This window comes from Pseudomonas sp. UBA1879, from assembly GCF_002338065.1.
Classification (GTDB): domain Bacteria; phylum Pseudomonadota; class Gammaproteobacteria; order Pseudomonadales; family Pseudomonadaceae; genus Aquipseudomonas.
This window is the reverse complement of sequence record NZ_DDHJ01000010.1, coordinates 276,566-294,995: the sequence shown is the minus strand read 5'-3', so window position 1 is coordinate 294,995 and position 18,430 is coordinate 276,566. Positions and strand designations below refer to the sequence as shown.

At 58.7% G+C, this 18,430-nt stretch carries 13 protein-coding genes and 4 tRNA genes; 7 read left to right on the top strand and 10 right to left on the bottom strand.

Annotated features, from left to right (window positions below; genetic code table 11):
* A partial coding sequence (locus tag B3N48_RS10530) for an aconitase family protein (protein ID WP_296183048.1) occupies positions 1–689 on the bottom strand: 689 nt, incomplete at its 3' end.
* A gap of 157 nt (positions 690–846) precedes the next feature.
* On the opposite strand from B3N48_RS10530, the gene B3N48_RS10525 reads away from it, so the two are divergent.
* Positions 847–1,731: a LysR family transcriptional regulator gene (locus B3N48_RS10525; protein ID WP_296183045.1), complete on the top strand. Its 885-nt coding sequence runs from the start codon at positions 847–849 to the stop codon at positions 1,729–1,731.
* A 242-nt stretch (positions 1,732–1,973) separates the two neighbouring features.
* Here the strand turns inward: B3N48_RS10525 and B3N48_RS10520 are convergent, their stop codons facing one another.
* The 9 genes from B3N48_RS10520 to gltX form a co-directional block, all read right to left on the bottom strand.
* Positions 1,974–2,417, bottom strand: coding sequence for an Hsp20 family protein (locus tag B3N48_RS10520; RefSeq protein WP_166598511.1), 444 nt, complete (start codon positions 2,415–2,417; stop codon positions 1,974–1,976).
* Positions 2,418–2,532: 115 nt separating this feature from the next.
* Complete coding sequence (locus tag B3N48_RS10515; RefSeq protein ID WP_296183037.1) at positions 2,533–3,492, bottom strand: tRNA dihydrouridine synthase; 960 nt, start codon at positions 3,490–3,492, stop codon at positions 2,533–2,535.
* A gap of 66 nt (positions 3,493–3,558) precedes the next feature.
* Positions 3,559–3,999 carry an acyl-CoA thioesterase gene (locus B3N48_RS10510; RefSeq protein WP_296183033.1) on the bottom strand — a complete coding sequence of 147 codons (441 nt, stop codon included), beginning with the start codon at positions 3,997–3,999 and terminating at the stop codon, positions 3,559–3,561.
* 84 nt (positions 4,000–4,083) lie between these two features.
* Positions 4,084–4,623 (bottom strand): TetR/AcrR family transcriptional regulator, encoded by a 540-nt coding sequence (locus tag B3N48_RS10505; protein ID WP_296183031.1) that lies wholly within the window; start codon positions 4,621–4,623, stop codon positions 4,084–4,086.
* A gap of 272 nt (positions 4,624–4,895) precedes the next feature.
* A tRNA-Glu gene (locus B3N48_RS10500) sits at positions 4,896–4,971 on the bottom strand.
* Positions 4,972–5,015: 44 nt separating this feature from the next.
* Positions 5,016–5,091 (bottom strand) — tRNA-Ala (locus tag B3N48_RS10495).
* Between the two features lie 52 nt (positions 5,092–5,143).
* Positions 5,144–5,219 (bottom strand) — tRNA-Glu (locus B3N48_RS10490).
* Between the two features lie 85 nt (positions 5,220–5,304).
* Positions 5,305–5,380: transfer RNA gene (locus B3N48_RS10485), tRNA-Ala, on the bottom strand.
* Between the two features lie 220 nt (positions 5,381–5,600).
* Positions 5,601–7,079 (bottom strand): glutamate--tRNA ligase, encoded by a 1,479-nt coding sequence (gene gltX / locus B3N48_RS10480; protein WP_296183026.1) that lies wholly within the window; start codon positions 7,077–7,079, stop codon positions 5,601–5,603.
* A 254-nt stretch (positions 7,080–7,333) separates the two neighbouring features.
* Here gltX and B3N48_RS10475 point away from each other — a divergent pair, with 254 nt between their 5' ends.
* From B3N48_RS10475 to B3N48_RS10450, 6 genes are all read left to right on the top strand, one after another.
* Positions 7,334–11,614, top strand: coding sequence for an RHS repeat-associated core domain-containing protein (locus B3N48_RS10475; protein WP_296183023.1), 4,281 nt, complete (start codon positions 7,334–7,336; stop codon positions 11,612–11,614).
* Entirely contained in the window at positions 11,583–11,936 is a 354-nt protein-coding gene (locus B3N48_RS10470) for a hypothetical protein (protein ID WP_296183020.1), read from the top strand. The genes B3N48_RS10475 and B3N48_RS10470 overlap by 32 nt, the downstream gene beginning before the upstream one ends.
* Before the next feature lie 180 nt (positions 11,937–12,116).
* The gene (locus tag B3N48_RS10465; RefSeq protein WP_296183018.1) at positions 12,117–14,600 is read left to right on the top strand and encodes a sensor domain-containing protein; all 2,484 of its coding nucleotides are present in this window, start codon (positions 12,117–12,119) and stop codon (positions 14,598–14,600) included.
* A 293-nt stretch (positions 14,601–14,893) separates the two neighbouring features.
* Positions 14,894–15,838: an NAD(P)-dependent oxidoreductase gene (locus B3N48_RS10460; protein WP_296183015.1), complete on the top strand. Its 945-nt coding sequence runs from the start codon at positions 14,894–14,896 to the stop codon at positions 15,836–15,838.
* Between the two features lie 17 nt (positions 15,839–15,855).
* On the top strand, positions 15,856–17,259 hold the full coding sequence (locus B3N48_RS10455; RefSeq protein WP_296183014.1) for an MFS transporter: 1,404 nt from the start codon (positions 15,856–15,858) through the stop codon (positions 17,257–17,259).
* A 34-nt stretch (positions 17,260–17,293) separates the two neighbouring features.
* Positions 17,294–18,271 carry a LysR family transcriptional regulator gene (locus B3N48_RS10450; protein ID WP_296183010.1) on the top strand — a complete coding sequence of 326 codons (978 nt, stop codon included), beginning with the start codon at positions 17,294–17,296 and terminating at the stop codon, positions 18,269–18,271.
* The last annotated feature ends 159 nt before the right edge of the window (positions 18,272–18,430 follow it).

The following is an 18,430-nucleotide window of genomic DNA, read 5'->3' as shown; positions in this document are numbered from 1 at the left end:
TCGATGGACATGTTGCAGATGGTCATGCGGCCTTCGATGGACAGGTCACGAATGGCGCTGCCTGCAAATTCGATGGCATGGCCGTTACCGCCCGCGGTGCCGATCTTGCCGATGACGGCGAGGACGATGTCTTTGGCCGTGACGCCGAACGGCAATTTGCCTTCGACCTTCACCTGCATGTTCTTCATTTTTTTGGCGACCAGGCACTGAGTGGCGAGTACGTGCTCGACCTCCGAGGTGCCGATACCATGCGCCAAGGCGCCGAATGCGCCGTGGGTGGAGGTGTGGGAGTCGCCGCAGACCACGGTCATGCCGGGCAGCGTGGCGCCCTGCTCCGGACCGATCACGTGAACGATGCCTTGGCGCACATCGTTCATTTTGAATTCGGTGATGCCGTATTCGTCGCAGTTGTCGTCGAGGGTTTTGACCTGCAGGCGCGAGACCTGATCGACGATCGCGTCGACACCATCCTTGCGGTCCGGGGTGGTCGGCACGTTGTGGTCAACGGTGGCGACGTTGGCATCGATGCGCCACGGCTTGCGGCCAGCCAGGCGCAGACCTTCGAACGCCTGTGGCGAAGTCACCTCGTGAATGATATGACGATCGATGTACAGCAGCGCCGACCCATCGTCGCGCTGTTTGACCAAATGCGAATCCCAGAGCTTGTCGTAGAGCGTTTTCCCGGCCATCAGACGGTTTCCTCATCAGCGTATTTCTATGCCCCGGGTCATCGCGTCACGGCGACGCCTGAAAGACCCTCCGGCTTGTGGGGTAGATGCTATGGAATATGCTTAAATAACTCAAATTCATATTTTTCATGCTTTGGATAACCCATAGGAATTCGAGATGGACTTGGCAAACCTGAATGCTTTCATTGCCATTGCCGAAACGGGGAGTTTTTCCGCTGCCGGAGAGCGTCTTCATCTGACACAACCTGCGGTCAGCAAACGCATCGCCGGCCTGGAACAACAGCTGAATGTACGCCTCTTCGATCGGCTGGGCCGGGAAGTCAGCCTCACCGAAGCCGGCCGCGCCCTGCTGCCGCGGGCGTATCAGATCCTCAATGTGCTGGACGACACCCGACGAGCCCTGACCAACTTGACCGGGGAAGTCAGTGGCCGCCTGAGTCTGGCGACCAGCCATCATATCGGCCTGCACCGTTTGCCTTCTTTATTAAGGACGTTTACCCGTACCTACCCGGAGGTGGCGCTGGACATCGAGTTTCTCGATTCCGAAGTCGCCTATGACGAAATCCTTCATGGCCGCGCCGAGCTGGCAGTCATCACCCTCGCGCCCGAACCGCATTCGCTGGTCAGGGCGGTGCAGGTCTGGAACGACCCGCTGGATTTCGTCGCAGCGCCGGAGCACCCGTTGGCCAATATGGCCAATGTGAGCCTGGCCGATATCGCCGGGTACCCCGCGGTCTTTCCCGGCGGCAACACCTTTACCCATCACATCGTCAGCGGGCTGTGCGAAGCAGAGGGACTCAAGCCGAACATCGCCATGAGCACCAACTACATGGAGACGATCAAGATGATGGTGTCCATCGGACTGGCATGGAGTGTACTGCCGCGAACCATGCTCGACGAACAGGTTGCGCGTATTCCATTACCCGGCATACAGCTGCACCGCCAACTGGGCTACATCGTCCACACCGAACGCACGCTGTCGAACGCCGCCCGGGCGTTCATGGCGCTGCTGGATGCTCAGGCAGACGGCCTTGTTGAGTGATGCTAACGGATGGAAGCACCCGGGCTTTATGACTGCCTCTTTTCCCGGACAGCCAAATGACTTGTGGTTGTGAGCTTGCTGACGAAAGAGCCCGTACACGTTTAAAAATATTGGGGGTGCATATCGGTCGTTGCGTGCACGTCGCGCCCCCGCTCGGACTGTCACGAAGGACGCTCGAACCGTGCACAATGCAATTACAAAAAAGGCGCCCCGAAGGACGCCTTTTTGCTACCGGCTGCGGATCAATGCGCCAGGGTTTTCTGGCCGTTGATCTGGATGCGTTTTGGCTTGGCCTCTTCGGGCACCAGACGCAGCAAATCGATGTTCAACAACCCGTTGGCCAGTGCAGCGTTCTGCACTTCGATATGGTCCGCCAGACGGAACGACAGCTTGAACGCGCGCTGGGCAATACCCTGGTGCAGGAAGGTCACACCTTCAGCAGCCTTGTCGCGCTTGCTGCCGGTAACGGTCAGCACACCTTTCTCGACCTGCAATTCCAGGTCTTCTTCCTGGAAACCGGCCGCCGCGATGACGATGCGGTATTGGTCGTCGGCGTGCTTCTCGACGTTGTAGGGAGGATAAGTGCTGGCCGACTCGTTCCGGGCCGCCGATTCGAACAGATCGTTGAAGCGGTCGAAACCTACGGAAGAACGAAACAGTGGAGCCAGAGAAAATGCAGTAGTCATGTCAATCTCCTGAAATATCAGCAAGTGTGTGTCTCCGCGACCCGACTTCGGCATCGCGTAACCCTTAAATAAGGACCGTCACTTCTGTTTCAAGAGTCGCTGTAAAAATTTTTTCTCAGGCCGCCTCCGGTGCCGAGACGCCCAGCATCTGGCTAATCCGTTCACAGTCCGTCTCACGCCGTAGCGAATCGAACATGACAGTCGCTTCGGGGTAACTCTTGGTCAACAACACCACCCATTGCTTGAGACGCCCCGGCGCCTGAACACGGGTCATCTTCGCCATCGCTTGCAGCCAGAAGTCGCGAAGCAGCGGTTGCAGCGCCTGCCAGCTCATCTCGACCACTTCCCGCCCCGCTTCTGCCGCCGCGATCTGACGGCCCAGGTCCGGACGGGCCACCAGGCCACGACCGATCATGATGTCACGGGCCCCACAGATTTCCCGGCAACGGCGCCAGTCGTCCACGGTCCAGATTTCGCCGTTGGCGATGATCGGAATCTTCACCACGTCCTGAATCTTGCCGATCCATTCCCAGTGCGCGGGGGGCTTGTAGCCGTCGACCTTGGTCCGCGCGTGAACCACGATATGTTCGGCGCCCCCGGCTTCAAGCGCCCGAGCGCAATCCAGCGCAGGCTCGGTGCTGTCGTAACCCAGGCGCATCTTGGCAGTGACCGGAATATGCGCAGGCACGGCACGGCGCACGTGTTCGAGGATCGAGTGCAGCAGTTCCGGCTCTTTCAACAGCACGGCGCCGCCTCGGGATTTGTTGACTGTCTTGGCCGGGCAACCGAAATTCAGGTCGATGACCGGAGCGCCCAACTCGGCTGCAAATGCAGCGTTCTCTGCCAGACACACCGGGTCGGAACCCAGCAGCTGCACGCGTAGCGGCACGCCCGCGCGGGTCTTCGAGCCGTTGAGCAGTTCGGAGGCAAACTTGTGAAAGTAATGTTCAGGCAACAGACGCTCCGTCACCCGGATGAACTCGGTCACGCACCAGTCGATGCCGCCGACATGAGTCAGCACATCGCGCAGAATGTCATCGACCAGGCCCTCCATGGGCGCCAGCGCAATTTGCATGGGTCACACTCGGAAAAAAGTCCGGCAGTTTACGCAGTCGCGTGCCGGTTGTGAACGGGGTGTACGTCAGGAAAGGGCCAACTGTAAGGCGCAGCCATAGCCTTCGATGAACTCGGCGGGCATTCGCTTAGGCTTGCCGGTGGACAGTTCGATGCAGACGAACGTGGTTTGCGCCCGCAGCAGCGTGACGCCGTCACGGGGGCGCTTGAGTTGAAAACGCCTGGTCATCTTGAGCTTCTGATCCCAGTCAATGATCCAGGTCGCCAACTGCAGCTCATCCTCCTGATAAGCGCTGGCGAGGTAATCGATTTCATGTCGAACCACCGCCATCGCGCGGTCCAGTCGCCGGTACTCAGTCAGGTCCAACCCCAGCTTTTGCGAATGCCGCCACGCGCAACGTTCGAGCCAGGCGACGTAGACGGCATTATTGGCGTGCCCCAATCCGTCTATATCGTCCTCGCCCACGTGCAGATCGATGACGAACGGCGTTGCCAGATCCCAAACCATGCTCGCTATTGCCCCTCATGAATGCATTCGGGAGGCAGTGTAACCAAAAGCATCCGCTGAAGGTGTGCAGCTGTCAGGAACGCCTCACTGCATGGCCGACTTGCCGGCCCGCAACACCCGATCCGACAGCTCGCTGGGGCCCAGCGCTCGGGCCAGCGCCAGGCTGCCGAGCATCAGCGCGATATCGGCCAGCGTCATGTCGGTTTCTTCAGGGCTCGACGCCAACTGCGCCACCATCAATTCGACGTGTTCGGACAGCGCGCTCCGAAAATCGTCCGACAGCCGCGTCATCTCGCCGATCGCGGTAGGCAGCGGACAGGCATGCTCTTCGGCGTCCCGGTGCTTGCGCGAAAGGTAGAAAGCAGCGAGTAAGGCACGTCGCTCTTTGCCCGGCAGTTGGTCATCGATCGATGCGACCATCTCGCGACGCTCGGCCAGCAGCTGATTGAACGCCTCCAGCATCAAGGCCTCCTTGCTGTCGAAGTGCGCGTAGAACCCACCTACTGTCAAACCGGCTGCGCCCATGATCTCGTTGACGCTGGGCTCCACGGGACCGCGCGCAATCAACGCTGAACTGGCTGCACCGAGAATGCGTTCACGGGTTTGTGCTTTTTTATCGTTCATGTCCGCCTCCGGGATGATGACGATAATATTATCTGCATCATGATGGATGGCAAGCGTGCCATGGATTGAACTGGAAGTCGCAAGAATGAACTCGTTCCCGAGAGGGCCTTACGTGCGATAGAGATGTCGCCGGAACACGGATTCGCGGGTGAATCCGTCCCGGCAAGCTCGATAGCGGCGTTAGAGGGTTTGGGAAAGGCGTCTAAAGCCTAAAAAAACAAAAGGGCCATTCAATAATCGAATGACCCTTGGTCTCGCAGAGCGAGAAATCGTGGCGTCCCCTAGGGGACTCGAACCCCTGTTACCGCCGTGAAAGGGCGGTGTCCTAGGCCACTAGACGAAGGGGACGCAAAACCTTCAGTCGAATCCGTCATCAACGAATCCTGGCAATTTGGTGGAGCTAAGCGGGATCGAACCGCTGACCTCCTGCATGCCATGCAGGCGCTCTCCCAGCTGAGCTATAGCCCCAGATTTAGCGCCTCGCGGCGGAGATCAACCCTACGGCATCACTCGGTGAAGCTGGCGTCCCCTAGGGGACTCGAACCCCTGTTACCGCCGTGAAAGGGCGGTGTCCTAGGCCACTAGACGAAGGGGACGAACCCTCTGTGTACCTGATCGGTGCTGGTTCCGATTTGCGGTACAAACTTCAAGGCAGCGTAGCCAGCCCTGAAGCTTCTAAATTGGTGGAGCTAAGCGGGATCGAACCGCTGACCTCCTGCATGCCATGCAGGCGCTCTCCCAGCTGAGCTATAGCCCCACATTACACTCTCACATCGCACTGCGTTGCCGCCGTGTTTCTGTGTTGCCGTGTGGACGGGGCGCATATTAAGTGCGACCTAGATAGCTGTCAAACTTTTTTTGAACATATTCCAAAAGAATTTTCCGGGATAACAATCACTTACCGCCCTCCCCCGGAAAACCTGACGCAATCGGTCGTTGCACGCACACTCAGGCGCCGCGCAACGACCGGCGGTCACTCAGCCGATGGCGCCGAGCAGTTTTTCCCACTCTTTGTTTTCTTTCTTAGACACACCGCCCAGCAGGTCCAGCGCCTGGCGCAAGCGGTAACGGGTCAAGTCCGGGCCGAGGATCTCCATGGCGTCGGTGACCGAAACCGAGTTCGCCTGACCGGTGATCGCTGCGAACATCAGCGGCATGGCATCGCGCAGCTTGAGCTGCAGATGCTCGACCACCGCCTGGATGCAGCCAGTGATGGTGTCTTTTTCCCACTGGCGCAGAGACTCGAGCTTCCAGAGGATCAGCTGCATGACCTGACGCACCTGTTCGGGCGAGAGCTTCTTGTGTTCGAACAGCTTCGGATCCGGGTGCACAGCGCCGGCGAAGAAAAATCCGCCCAGCGGCGCGACCTGGCTAAAGGTTTCGACACGGCCCTGCACATGGGGCGCGATCTTCATCATGTAGTCGCTGTTGAACGCCCACTTCTGCACCCGCGTGGCGAACTCTTCGACGGGCAGCTCCCGCAGCCATTGGCCATTGAGCCAGGACAGTTTCTCGATGTCGAAAATCGGCCCGCCGAGGGACACCCGGTTGAGGTCGAAGTGCTCGACCATTTCTTGCAGCGAGAACTTCTCACGTTCGTCCGGCATCGACCAGCCCATGCGGCCCAGGTAGTTGAGCATCGCTTCAGGCATGAAGCCCATGCGCTCGTAGAACGTCACCGAGGTCGGGTTCTTGCGCTTGGACAGCTTGCTCTTGTCGGGGTTACGCAGCAGCGGCATGTAGCACAGCGCCGGCTTTTCCCAGCCAAAGTATTCGTACAGCAGGATCAGCTTCGGCGCCGAGGGCAGCCATTCTTCGCCGCGCAGCACGTGGGTAATGCCCATCAGGTGGTCATCGACCACGTTGGCCAGGAAGTACGTCGGCAGGCCGTCGGTCTTCATCAGCACCTGCATGTCCATGCGGTCCCACGGGATTTCGACCTCACCACGCAAAATGTCCGGCACGACGCACACACCTTCGCTCGGCACTTTCATGCGAATCACATGAGGCTCGCCCGCCGCCAGGCGCCGCTCGACTTCCTCCTTGGACAGCAACAGCGCGCGACCGTCGTAACGCGGGGTTTCACCTCGGGCCATCTGCTCGGCGCGCATCTGGTCCAGCTCTTCCGCGGTGCAGAAGCACGGGAAGGCGTGGCCGGCATCGACCAGTTGCTGGGTGTACTGCTTATAAATGTCGCCCCGCTCGCTTTGACGATACGGGCCGTGAGGACCACCGACGTCAGGGCCTTCGCTCCACTCGATGCCGAGCCAGCGCAGTGCGTCGAAAATCTGTTGTTCGGACTCGCGGGTCGAGCGCAGCTGATCGGTGTCTTCAATGCGCAGGATGAATTCGCCGCCATGCTGCTTGGCAAAGCAATAGTTGAAGAGTGCGATATAAGCCGTGCCAACGTGGGGGTCGCCGGTGGGCGATGGCGCGATGCGGGTGCGAACGGTCATGAAAGGTCTCGAGCAGGTTGGATCAAGGGGCGGATGGTAGCAGGCCCGCCCCGTGCCGCTCTACCTGCATTGCGTCGTTTTACGTGCGCTAGCGTGTTTTGTCAGGCGCATACGCCGCAGCTGATAGGACAACACGTTCGAAGCCTGTAGGCCCTTTCCGAAAAGAGCGAAGGCCATACTTATTGTGTTTCAGCGCTCAGACAGCTCACTGCAAAGCCCTTACATTCCGCCGCTTTCTCAACGCGGATCACGGAATGTCTGACGCCCATTGGGCCGCTCGCCAAGGCGATGCCCTCGCTCACAGCTCAATGCTGGCCGACGCCTTTGGCGGCGTGCTAGAGGTCGCGGCAAACGTTGCGGTCGGCGCACTGGTCGGCGGTGCGCTGGTTGCGGCCGCTGGCTTGACCGTGGCCACGGGTGGGATAGGCGCTTGCGTACTGGCTGCTGCGGTCAGCCTGGCCGTCGGCGTAGGCATGAACGCCTCGGGCATTGACGAGGAGATTCGTCAGTTTTGCGACGACCTGGCCAACGACCTGTTCCCGCCCACCGTCTGTGCCCACATCAGCAGCGGCTCCCCCAACGTGCTCATCAATGGCCTGCCGGCGGTGCGTGCGGCAGGTACGGTAACGTCCGACAGTGCTGCTTTGCCTGCCGATGAGACGCCCGAAGGCACCTTTCTTGACATTGCCAGGGGCTTCTTCTCCGAATTGTGGCGACCCACGGTTGCCACGCCCGCCCCGGGCGCCATTCCAAAACCGTCCGATCATGTGACCTGTGAACGGCACTCGCCGATGCCGGTCCAGTACATCGCTGAAGGGTCGGACAGGGTGTTCATCAACGGCCAACCCGCCGCGCGCAGCGGCGATCGCAGCACCTGCGACGCGGTCGTGGTGTCGTCAGGGTTGATTTCCCCCAACGTGCGGATCGGTGGTGAGCGGTTGGTCGTACGACCGATCCGCAGTGGCAAAACACCAGGCATTGGTCTGGCAGTCAGCGCGCTGATGATGCTCAAGGGCGGCCCGCGCAAATTCGTGAGCAACTTGCCCTGCATGTTATTCGGCGGCGTAAACACCTTCGTCGTCAGTCAGGTGACAGCGGCGCTGGGCCGAGCGATGTCTGGCTCTCCGCACCCCGTGCATGCCGCTACAGGCGCAAAGGTGCTGGGCGGTGTCGAGGAACTGGACGTCGTCCTCCCCGGCCTCATCCCCATCGAATGGCAGCGTTTCTACAACAGCCGCGACGAGCGCCGAGATGGGCTGTTCGGCGCAGGCTGGAGTGTGCCGTTCGAGGTCAGCGTTGTTGTCGAGCCCCATCCGGAGGGTGGCGAGCGGCTGGTCTACACCGACGAGCAAGCGCGGCAGATCGACATGGGCGCGATAGCCCTCGGTGGCGCAGTGTTCAGCGCCGGTGAAGGGCTGGCAGTCAAACGGCACGACGACGGCCGGTTACTCATCGAAAGTGAGGATGGGCTGTATAGGCTGTTCGAGCCCACGTCGCCCGATCCGTCCCGGCTTCAATTGAGTCAGCTGGGCGATCGCAACGACAACCGGGTCCATTTGAAGTACGACGCCGCGGGACGGTTGGTGGGGTTACGTGATTCGCTGCATGTGGCGTGCCTCGATGTGGCGTATTCGACGCGATGGCCTCAACGGGTCGAAAGACTTGAGCGTGTGTTCGACGACGGCAGCCATGAGACTGTGGCCAGCTATGCCTATGATGAATCGGGTGATCTGGCTGAGGTGACGGATGCCATGGGCAACCTTCAGCGGCGCTTCGTTTATAACGCTGATCGACGCATGGTCGAGCACCAACTTCCTGGAGGCCTGCGCTGCTTTTACGAGTGGGGCTTGATCGACGACAGGGAATGGCGTGTCGTGCGTCACTACACCGACGAGGGCGACGACTACCGTTTCGACTACGACTTGGACGCAGGGCGCACGGTTGTCACTGATGGCCTGAACCGTCGTAGCGAGCGGCGTTGGAACGCTCAGCATCAGATCACCGAATACATCGACAACCTGGGGCTGGCCTGGCGGTTTGCGTGGAACGACGCACGTCAGTTACTGGGGGCGACCGACCCACAAGAGGGTGAATGGCGTTACACCTACGATGATACGGGCAACCTTGAAACCACCGAGGACCCGTTGGGCCGCTGCGAGTTGACGCAATGGCTTGAACACTGGTCGCTGCCCCGATTGGAAACCGATGCAGCCGGCAATACCTGGCAGTACCGCTACGACGCGCGCGGCAACTGCACCCACGCGGTCGATCCGCTGGGGCACATCACTCAGTTTCGCTACGACGGCTACGGTCAGGTCATCGAAATCATCGACGCGACAGGCAAAAGCCGAAAACAGCATTGGAACGAGTTTGGACAACTAACTGAATCCATCGACTGCTCGGGGTATCCGACGCGTTTCAGCTACGACCGGAGAGGCTTTCTGCAAGGGATCACTGATGCGCTGGGCGAGCGCACGGTGTATCGGCATGACGCATTGGGCCGGCTATTCCAGCGAGTGCTGCCAGATGGACGCGTCGATCAGTACGAATGGGCGCTAGGGGGAAGGCTGACCCGCCACACAGATCCCACCGGGGCGAGCACGCTTTATGAATACGACCGTCGCGGCCAGTTTCGACAGCGGACTGATGCCTTGCGGCGAGAGGTCCGGTTCGCTCATGACGCCTACGGCCGCCTGCACACCCTGACCAACGAGAATGGCGAACACTATCGATTTGCTTGGGATGCCGGTGACCGGCTGGTGGTTCAGCAGGATCTGGACAGTAGTCAGCGGCGTTACGCCTACGACGGACTGAACAACGTGGTGCGGATCAGACAGCTTGCATCGCCTAATGAGGAAGCGTTCGCAAAAGATTCGATCATTCATGAGCTGAAACGCGATGCCGCAGGACGTTTGATCGCCAAGGTCACCGCCGATGGCGAGACGGCCTACACCTACGATGCGCGTGATCAACTGATTCATATCGTGTTCACCGGCGCAGGCGCTGAACAACACAGCGTGGGGTTTGCCTACGACGCCCTGAGCCAACTCGTCAGCGAATCCGGCGCGACAGGCGTTTTGCAGCACCACTACGACGAATTGGGCAACCGAGTTCAATCCCGGCTTCCGGATGGCCGCTGGCTCAATCATTTGCGCTACGGCGGCGGCCATGTGCATCAGATCAATCTGGACGGTTTGGTCATTTGCGATGTCGAGCGCGACCGCCTGCACCGTGAAGTGCTGCGAACGCAGGGTCAGCTCAATACGCGCACGCAGTACGATCGCGCCGGTCGCTTGCGCTCAAGGGCGCGTCGCTTTATCGATAAACCTCGGCAACTGCCCGCGCATTGGGCGACTGAATACGACTACGACCCCGCCGACAACCTCATGGGGCACTCCGAACGCAATGGGCCACGCACGTTTCGCACTTATCTTCGCTACGACGCGACCGGACGGCTCATGGCTAGAGAAGGCGAGCCGGCCACTGAGACGGAACTGTATGCCTACGATCCGGCGGCCAACCTGCTGGATGCCCAAGGCTCCGGCCATATTTCGCACAACCGGCTGCTGAGGTATCAGGACAAACGCTACCGCTACGATGGGTTTGGCCGAATGATCGAGAAACGCAGCGTGCGTCACGGTACTCAGCGTTTCGCCTACGACAATGAAAATCGACTGATTGCGGTTCACAACGACAACGGCGACATCGTACGCATGTCCTACGACCCACTGGGACGGCGCGTCGAAAAGAGTGAATACAACCGCCATGGACGCTTGGTGAACACGACCCATTTCACTTGGGATGGCCTGCGACTGCTCCACGAGCGCTGCTATGACAAACAGAGCCTCTACCTCTATGTTGAAGAGAGCCACGAACCCCTCGCCCGAATCGACGGCATCGGCGAATTCCAGACGGTTCACCATTTCCACAACGCCCCGAACGGCCAACCGGAAGCACTGACCGAAGCCAACGGCGACCTGGTCTGGACAGCGCGCTACCAGGTCTGGGGCAACACCACCCACGAAGACCGCGCGCCGCATACTGACCCTCAGAATCTGAGGTTCCAAGGCCAATACCTTGATCGCGAGACCGGACTGCACTACAACACCTTCAGGTTTTACGACCCGGATGTGGGCAGGTTTACCACGCCCGACCCGATCGGATTGGCGGGCGGCATCAATCTCTACCGGTATGCGCCGAATGCGGTCGGGTGGGTGGATCCGTGGGGGTGGAGTTGCGTCCGTGTTCGTCACTATACGAACAGGAAAGGCTTAGAAGGCATTAAAGAAAGTGGAGTGATCAAAGCCCGTGATAATAACCGTGTTTACTTAGAACCCGCAGCAAGCAAGCCCCTTAGCCCCAAGAGGGCTGTGGAGCAATATGGAATAAAGGATGGGCGAGGTCGTGACTACGTGGAAACAGATGTCCCAGCTGAGCGTCTAGAGTGGATAAAAAACCCTAGCTACCATCGTAAAGAGCTTACGGTTTTCGGAGACCTGAAAATTGAAAACCCCACCTTCACCAAAAGAAAATAAGCTTAAGAAAAAGAATAGAAAAATCACACTGAGCGGAAAGCGAGCAATCGTGGCATTGCAAGAGCTAGAGTTCATGATGATCTCGCTGAGAAAGATAGAAGACTATTATTTCTACAAAGAGCTGGACTCGCCTGGCCAGGATCCAACGCTACGTGAAAAGGAAATTTCTCGCTTCGTAAGCGAAAATAATTTCATTCAACGGCTGGGGACCGTGCGCAAGATAGTTTCTGAGCGTTTTGACCATGGGTTGGGCAAGGATCAGATGGGGGACACCGAGCGTGCAATGGAGCACTTGATCTTTTGGGAAAAGCCGGGGGATTGACCTCAAAACATCATAAATCCACTTGACAGTTTGCATAAAAATCAAGACTGAGAGCACTCTGACAATCCCCCCCTAAACCTCCCTCCTCACCAGCCGATAGCCTCTCAGGGACTGTGATTTTGAATCACGTTCACCCCCACCCTGCCGCGCCACCCTTTATCACCCTGTCAGGTGCTTAGAATGCCGTTACTCCAAGACTCCGACGCGATGTACCGATTGCTGATTCAGAGCGTCGTGGACTATGCAATTTACATGCTGACGCCGGAAGGCATCGTGGCGAACTGGAACCCGGGGGCGCAGCGGGCGAAGGGGTATTCGGCGGCGGAGATCGTAGGCCGGCATTTTTCGCTGTTTTACAGCGAAGAGGAGCGCCGTGCGGATTTGCCGAACAAGAACCTGGGAATTGCCCGCACGGCAGGTCGCTTCGAGTCCCAAGGTTGGCGTTTGAAGAAGGATGGCAGCGCGTTCTGGGCCCATGTGGTCATCGACGCGGTTCTCGGCGAGCAGGGCGAGCTGTTGGGGTTTGCCAAGATCACCCGCGACTGCACCGAACAGCATCAGGCGTTGCAAGCGCAACGCGAGCAGGAGCGACGTTTCCGCCTGCTGGTGCAGGGCGTCAGCGATTACGCGATCTACATGCTGGACCTGGACGGCAATGTAGTGAATTGGAATGCGGGTGCGCAGCGAGCCAAGGGTTATCTGGAGCATGAGATCGTCGGTCAGCATTTCTCGGTGTTTTACACACCGGAGGACCGCGCCCTCGGTCTGCCGTCCAAAGGGCTGGAGACCGCCCGCCGAGAGGGCCGGTTCGAGGCGGAAGGCATTCGTCAGCGCAAGGACGGCTCGCACTTCTGGACCAGTGTGGTGATCGACGCTATCCATGATGAAGACGGCGAGATGATCGGTTTCGCCAAGATCACCAGGGACATTACCGAGCGACGCAAAAACGAGCTGCAGCTGGTGGAGGCCAAGGAGCTGGCGGAGAAGCGCAGTGCCGAGATGGACACGCTGTCGCGCTTCCTCGACTCAGTGATCGCTAATATTCCGGCCAGCGTGATCGTGCAGGACGTGAGTTCGCACAAGATTCTGCTGGCCAACCAGCAGGCGGAACGTCTGTTCGCCGCTACCAAAATGGTCGGGCGTTTCGCCAGTGAATGCTTGCGGCCGGAGGTGGCAGATTACATCAGCCTGCAGATGAATCAGGCCTTGGCGATGGACGAGGTCCGGACCTCCGAGATGCAGGTTCACACCGCGCAGGGGCTGCGAACACTGCGCAGCCGCACGGTGCTCAGTCAAGACACCGACAGCCATTCGGATTACGCGCTATTCGTGGCCGAGGACGTGACCGATGAGCTGGCCGCCAACGCCAAGATCCATCACATGGCCCACCACGATGCGCTGACAGGACTGCCCAATCGCACGCTGTTTCAGCAGCGCTTGAAGGACGCCCTGGGGCGTTCCAACGGCCCGGGGGGCTCCGGCAAGATCACCGGCACGCTGTGCCTGGACCTCGATGACTTCAAGGACGTCAACGACGCGTTGGGCCACGCGTTTGGCGACAAGCTCCTGCGCGCCCTCAGCGACCGACTGCGGGCCGAGCTGCGCGAACGCGACACCCTCGCGCGGCTGGGGGGCGATGAGTTTGCCGTCATCCTGCCGGAGCTGGACACCCGAGAGGCCGCCGAACTGGCGGCACAACGGATGATTCAAGCTGTGCGGCCGCCGTTTCTGATCGACGGGCACAGCTGCACAGTCGGTGTCAGCGTCGGGATTGCGCTGTCCCCTGACGACCACGTCAAACCCGAGCAGTTGATGGGCTACGCCGACATGGCGCTGTACGAGGCGAAACGCAACGGTCGCAACCGCTTCGAGCGTTTCCGTCAGGAGCTGGATGAAATCGCTCGTCAGCGCCGGAACCTCGAAGCCGACCTGCGAACGGCGCTGCACTTCGGCCAGTTGAAGATGCATTACCAGCCCATCGTTAGCCGGGACGGTCAGGACATTTCCGGCTACGAGGCACTGATACGCTGGATCCACCCGATCAAGGGCATCATTGCGCCGATGGATTTCATTCCGATGGCTGAAGAAACCGGCCTGATTCACGAAGTCGGCACCCGCGCGTTGAACCTGGCCTGTCAGGAAGCTGCCGGCTGGGGGACTGGACAATCGGTGTCGGTGAACCTGTCGCCGATCCAGTTCAAAAACCCGGGGCTGATCGCCATCGTCGAACTGGCGCTGGCGGATTCCGGGCTGGCGCCGGAGCGCCTTGAGCTCGAAATCACCGAATCGGTCCTGCTCGGCGACAGCGACGAAAACGTGTCCACCCTGCGCGCCCTTAAGGCCTTGGGGGTGGCGATATCGCTGGATGACTTCGGCACCGGCTATTCGTCCCTTGGCTACCTGCGCTCCTTCCCCTTCGACCGCATCAAGATCGACCGCTCGTTCGTCAAGGACATGGCTGAGAATAAGGAAGCGCTGGCGATCATCCGGGCGATCACCGGCATGGGCAACAGCCTGCTGATCGAGACCACGGCGGAAGGTGTTGAAACCCAAGAGCAGATGCTCCAGTTGCAAGCGGAAGGCTGTTCGCACTTTCAGGGCTTTTTCTTCGGGCGACCGGTGCCAGCAGAAGAGCGGCTGATCACGTTGAAGGACGACCTCTAAAAGGGCGTACGTTCCGATGCAGGCCAGGAAGTGACGCACCCGGCCTGCGTTCACACGACCTCTTTCGGACAACGGCCCACTCAGGCGTCCACATCGTGGTCAGAAGTTGCGACAAGAACCTGCCCAACGCGCTCGGACCTCGCAGAAAATCAGCGATTAATACCCCAATCAATTCACTTTACCCCCTCCTCCCCTCACATTAGCCTTAATCCCGCGTCCTCATCGTTCATTGAGTCAGCCTGTCACTTAGCGATAAATCAGCGAACTAAGTCGTTAAAACTCGCGCGAACGAAATGCTCTGTAATTTGGGGAGGACGCACCGTCTTACTTTGAATAAGAGAACATGTATGAAACTTAATGTGGGCTTTATCGGCTACGGTGAAGTGGCTTCTCATTTTGCCCGACGCCTGGCGGAAAACGGATGCAGCGTTGTAGTGCATGATGTACTGGCCGACAATGAAGGCGGGTTGGCAACACTGAAAGATCGAATAGGTTCAACGCCAGTGACGGTTGTGGGATTTGAGGCGTTGTTTAAACACTGTGACATTGTCTTATCAACAGTTGTCACGCAGGCGGCGCTGAACGTTGCGCAACGAAGTGCACAGCAGCTGAGGCCAGGGCAGTACTACGTCGACTTGAATTCCACTTCGCCTTCGATCAAACAGGCCATCTCCAACATCATCCAGCCGTCCGCCGCCCTCTTTGTGGAAGGCGCGATATTAGGGGCACTGGGTGCAACGGGCGCAAACACCAAGATTCTATTGGGGGGCGAGCAGGCCAGCGAACTCAGTGCCCGCCTCAACGGTGCCGGGTTGAACACCCTGTTCTTCAGCCCAACACTGGGCCAGGCATCGACCTTCAAAATGTTGCGCAGCGTTTTTTCCAAGGGCATCGAAGCCATCCTCATCGAGACGATGCTGGCCGCGACAGAATCCGGAGTTGATGAGGCGCTCTGGGCCGATATTGTCCACACCGTGACGCATACGCCATTTGAAAAGACAGCGAGCAACTGGATCGTCAGTCATTTGAATGCGTGTGAACGCCGCTACTTCGAAATGCAACAGGTGGTGGAAACGCTGGAGGAGTTGCACGTCACGCCGTGTGTCACGCAGGGAACGCTGGCGTTCTTCAAGCGCTCCGCCGATTTGCAACTCAGTCATCAGACCCGGGAGCAGCCGGTGGATGGGGTATCGCAGGCCATCAATGTGATGCGTACAGCGCTCAACAGTCATCGATAACACGTCGGGGCATTTACATGATCTCTCTATTACAAGAAAAACAACGCAGCGAACATGCTCAACACCAAGCGGGCGGTAGAACATTTCTGAAATATGGCATCAGCGCGGTCGCCTCGTGCTTTCTCGCTTATATGGCCTATTACATTGTCCGCAACAACTTTGCTCTGTCGACGCCTTATCTGAAACAGCATCTAAGTTTGACGTCCACACAAATCGGCTTGCTCAGCAGCGTCCTGCTGATTTCCTACGGACTCAGCAAGGGGTTCATGAGTGCGTTGGCCGATAAGGCCAGTCCCAGGAAATACCTTGCCGTGGGCCTTTCTTGCTGTGCACTGGTCAACCTGGCGTTCGTGTTTACCAAGGACCTGTGGGAGTTCGTCGTCCTTCTGGCGTTACTTGGCCTGTTTCAGGGCACCGGGGCAGCACCGGCCTACATCACCATGGCGAACTGGTTTCCGAAAAGGCTGCGCGGACGCGTCGGGGCACTCTGGAATATCTCGCACAACATCGGCGGAGGCATCGTGGCGCCGGTGATCACCGCCGGCATCGTTTTCTTTGGGGTCGGCGGCTGGCAGTACGCTGTCTATGTGTTGCCTGCCATGCTTGCCCTGGCGGTTGTTCCTCTGGTCCTGATGCTTGGGAAGGACTCCCCACGCGCCGAAGGCTTCACCCCTCTTGAAGAGGCCCCTTCCGTTCACACGGCACGTAAGCCCTTGCCAGAAGATGAAGCGCGTCTCGGCCGTGAATTGTCCACCTGGCAGATATTTCGTCGGTACGTGCTGCCGAACAAATCCGCCTGGTACACCGCGATGGTGGATGCATGCGTGTATGTCATTCGTTTCGGCATGGTGTCCTGGATGCCGCTTTATCTGACGGAATACAAACACTTCTCCATGGCCGAAATGTCAGTCGCATTCTTGCTATTCGAATGGGCCGCCATTCCCTCCACGCTTCTGGCGGGCTGGATTTCCGATACGTTTTTCAAAGGTCAGCGCATGCCACTGGCGATCATCTCGACCCTGATGATCATCGTCTGCATCGTCGGCTACTGGAAATCCACGAGCGTCGTATCGGTGGTCATTTTTACCGCGATGATCGGGTGCCTGATTTACATCCCACAGTTTCTGGCCAGCGTCCAAGGCATGGAAATCGTCCCGTCCTTTGCCGTAGGGTCAATGACCGGGCTTCGCGGCTTCATGAGCTACATCGTCGGCGCAACCGCCGGTACGACGCTGATTGGCATCGCCGTCGACCGCGTGGGCTGGGACGGCGGAATAATGGTGCTGTTTGGCGGGTCGCTGCTCTGCGTGCTGTTTTGCATTCTCGCGCACATTCAGGTGCTCAAGATGAATCGGCGTCATGTGACGCACGCACCGACCGTCACCGACACGCCAACGCCCGTGTCGCGCACGACAGTATGACGTGCACATCCTTCGGGTCCGGAGGACGTTTGCTATGCTGCGCCGACCTGCAATGCGCCCTGCCATGACGTCGCAAGGATGCATGATCGGCGCCCATCATTGCTTTGATCCAGCGTGCGGAGGCGGCATGTATTACTTGGGCGTGAGTGCATTTCTTGCCATCGTCAAAGAGCAAAGTCTGAGGGCGGCGGCGGACAGTATTCATGTTTCGCCGTCGGCCATCAGTTATCGCTTGAAAGAACTTGAACAGAAGCTGGGCGTAACGTTGATCGAACGCCACAAGGGCGTCGACAGTATCAGGGTCACCGCATCGGGAAAGGCGTTTTTGCCGCTGGCCGAACGCTTCCAGGATGTGCTGAACGATATCGACCGGTTTGGCGTCACGAATTTCAATCTTCATTTGAATATCAGTGCGCCGAACAGCATGAACATGTATTTGCTGCCGCCCCTGTATTCGATGCTTTATCAGTGTGCGCCTCGTATGACCCTTCGCATTCACACGGAACACACCGAAGAGTCCGTTGAGTCGGTGTCCACGAAAGTCATGGATATTGCCTTTCTCGCGCGCGAAGTCTCAGTGCCGTCCAATGTGCTGATGTCACCGTTCACGGAAGAAGGGTTTTGCCTGCTGCGCCGTTCAGGGCCTTCCCGTGGGGAACCCACGGAAGTGAATGTCGCTCAGCTCGATCCTGAAAAGGAAATCTTCTGGCGCTGGAGCAAGGATTTTCAGTTATGGCATGAGCGAACGTTGGGCAGCCTGCAGATCAGGCGGGTCCAGCTGGACATGGCCAGCCTGATTCCAGACTTGCTGGTGGATGAGCAGCAATGGTCGATTGTCGTGAATTCGGTCGGTGAATGGGTCAAAAAAATCCGGCCCGATGAGTTCGTCGTCGAGTCCATCAAAGACGCGCCGCCCGCCCGCAAGTATTTCAAGATCACGCACAAACAACCTTCAGCAGAAGTCTGCGAAGGGCTGAGTATGGTCGAGAGATGCCTGACAACACTGTTCTGAAAACGCATGTTTAACGTCGTCCTCTGAACCAGGGACGGCCCGTTTTACTCACGCTGAACGATCGTTCCGCCGCCTCAGTCCCGAGCGCGGTGAGTGATGTCGTGTCAATACTGATTCTGCCCTCGTTATACAGGGCAAGTTCCAACGCCACTTCAGGAG

Excerpts from the sequence above, each read along its gene's own strand:
- B3N48_RS10510 (WP_296183033.1), bottom strand. The coding sequence starts at position 3,999 with ATGGTTTGGGATCTGGCAACGCCGTTCGTCATCGATCTGCACGTGGGC.
- B3N48_RS10520 (WP_166598511.1), bottom strand. The coding sequence starts at position 2,417 with ATGACTACTGCATTTTCTCTGGCTCCACTGTTTCGTTCTTCCGTAGGT.
- B3N48_RS10455 (WP_296183014.1), top strand. The coding sequence starts at position 15,856 with ATGATCTCTCTATTACAAGAAAAACAACGCAGCGAACATGCTCAACAC.
- B3N48_RS10465 (WP_296183018.1), top strand. The coding sequence starts at position 12,117 with ATGCCGTTACTCCAAGACTCCGACGCGATGTACCGATTGCTGATTCAG.
- B3N48_RS10450 (WP_296183010.1), top strand. The coding sequence starts at position 17,294 with ATGCTGCGCCGACCTGCAATGCGCCCTGCCATGACGTCGCAAGGATGC.
- B3N48_RS10525 (WP_296183045.1), top strand. The coding sequence starts at position 847 with ATGGACTTGGCAAACCTGAATGCTTTCATTGCCATTGCCGAAACGGGG.
- B3N48_RS10475 (WP_296183023.1), top strand. The coding sequence starts at position 7,334 with ATGTCTGACGCCCATTGGGCCGCTCGCCAAGGCGATGCCCTCGCTCAC.
- B3N48_RS10515 (WP_296183037.1), bottom strand. The coding sequence starts at position 3,492 with ATGCAAATTGCGCTGGCGCCCATGGAGGGCCTGGTCGATGACATTCTG.
- B3N48_RS10505 (WP_296183031.1), bottom strand. The coding sequence starts at position 4,623 with ATGAACGATAAAAAAGCACAAACCCGTGAACGCATTCTCGGTGCAGCC.
- gltX (WP_296183026.1), bottom strand. The coding sequence starts at position 7,079 with ATGACCGTTCGCACCCGCATCGCGCCATCGCCCACCGGCGACCCCCAC.
- B3N48_RS10460 (WP_296183015.1), top strand. The coding sequence starts at position 14,894 with ATGCTCTGTAATTTGGGGAGGACGCACCGTCTTACTTTGAATAAGAGA.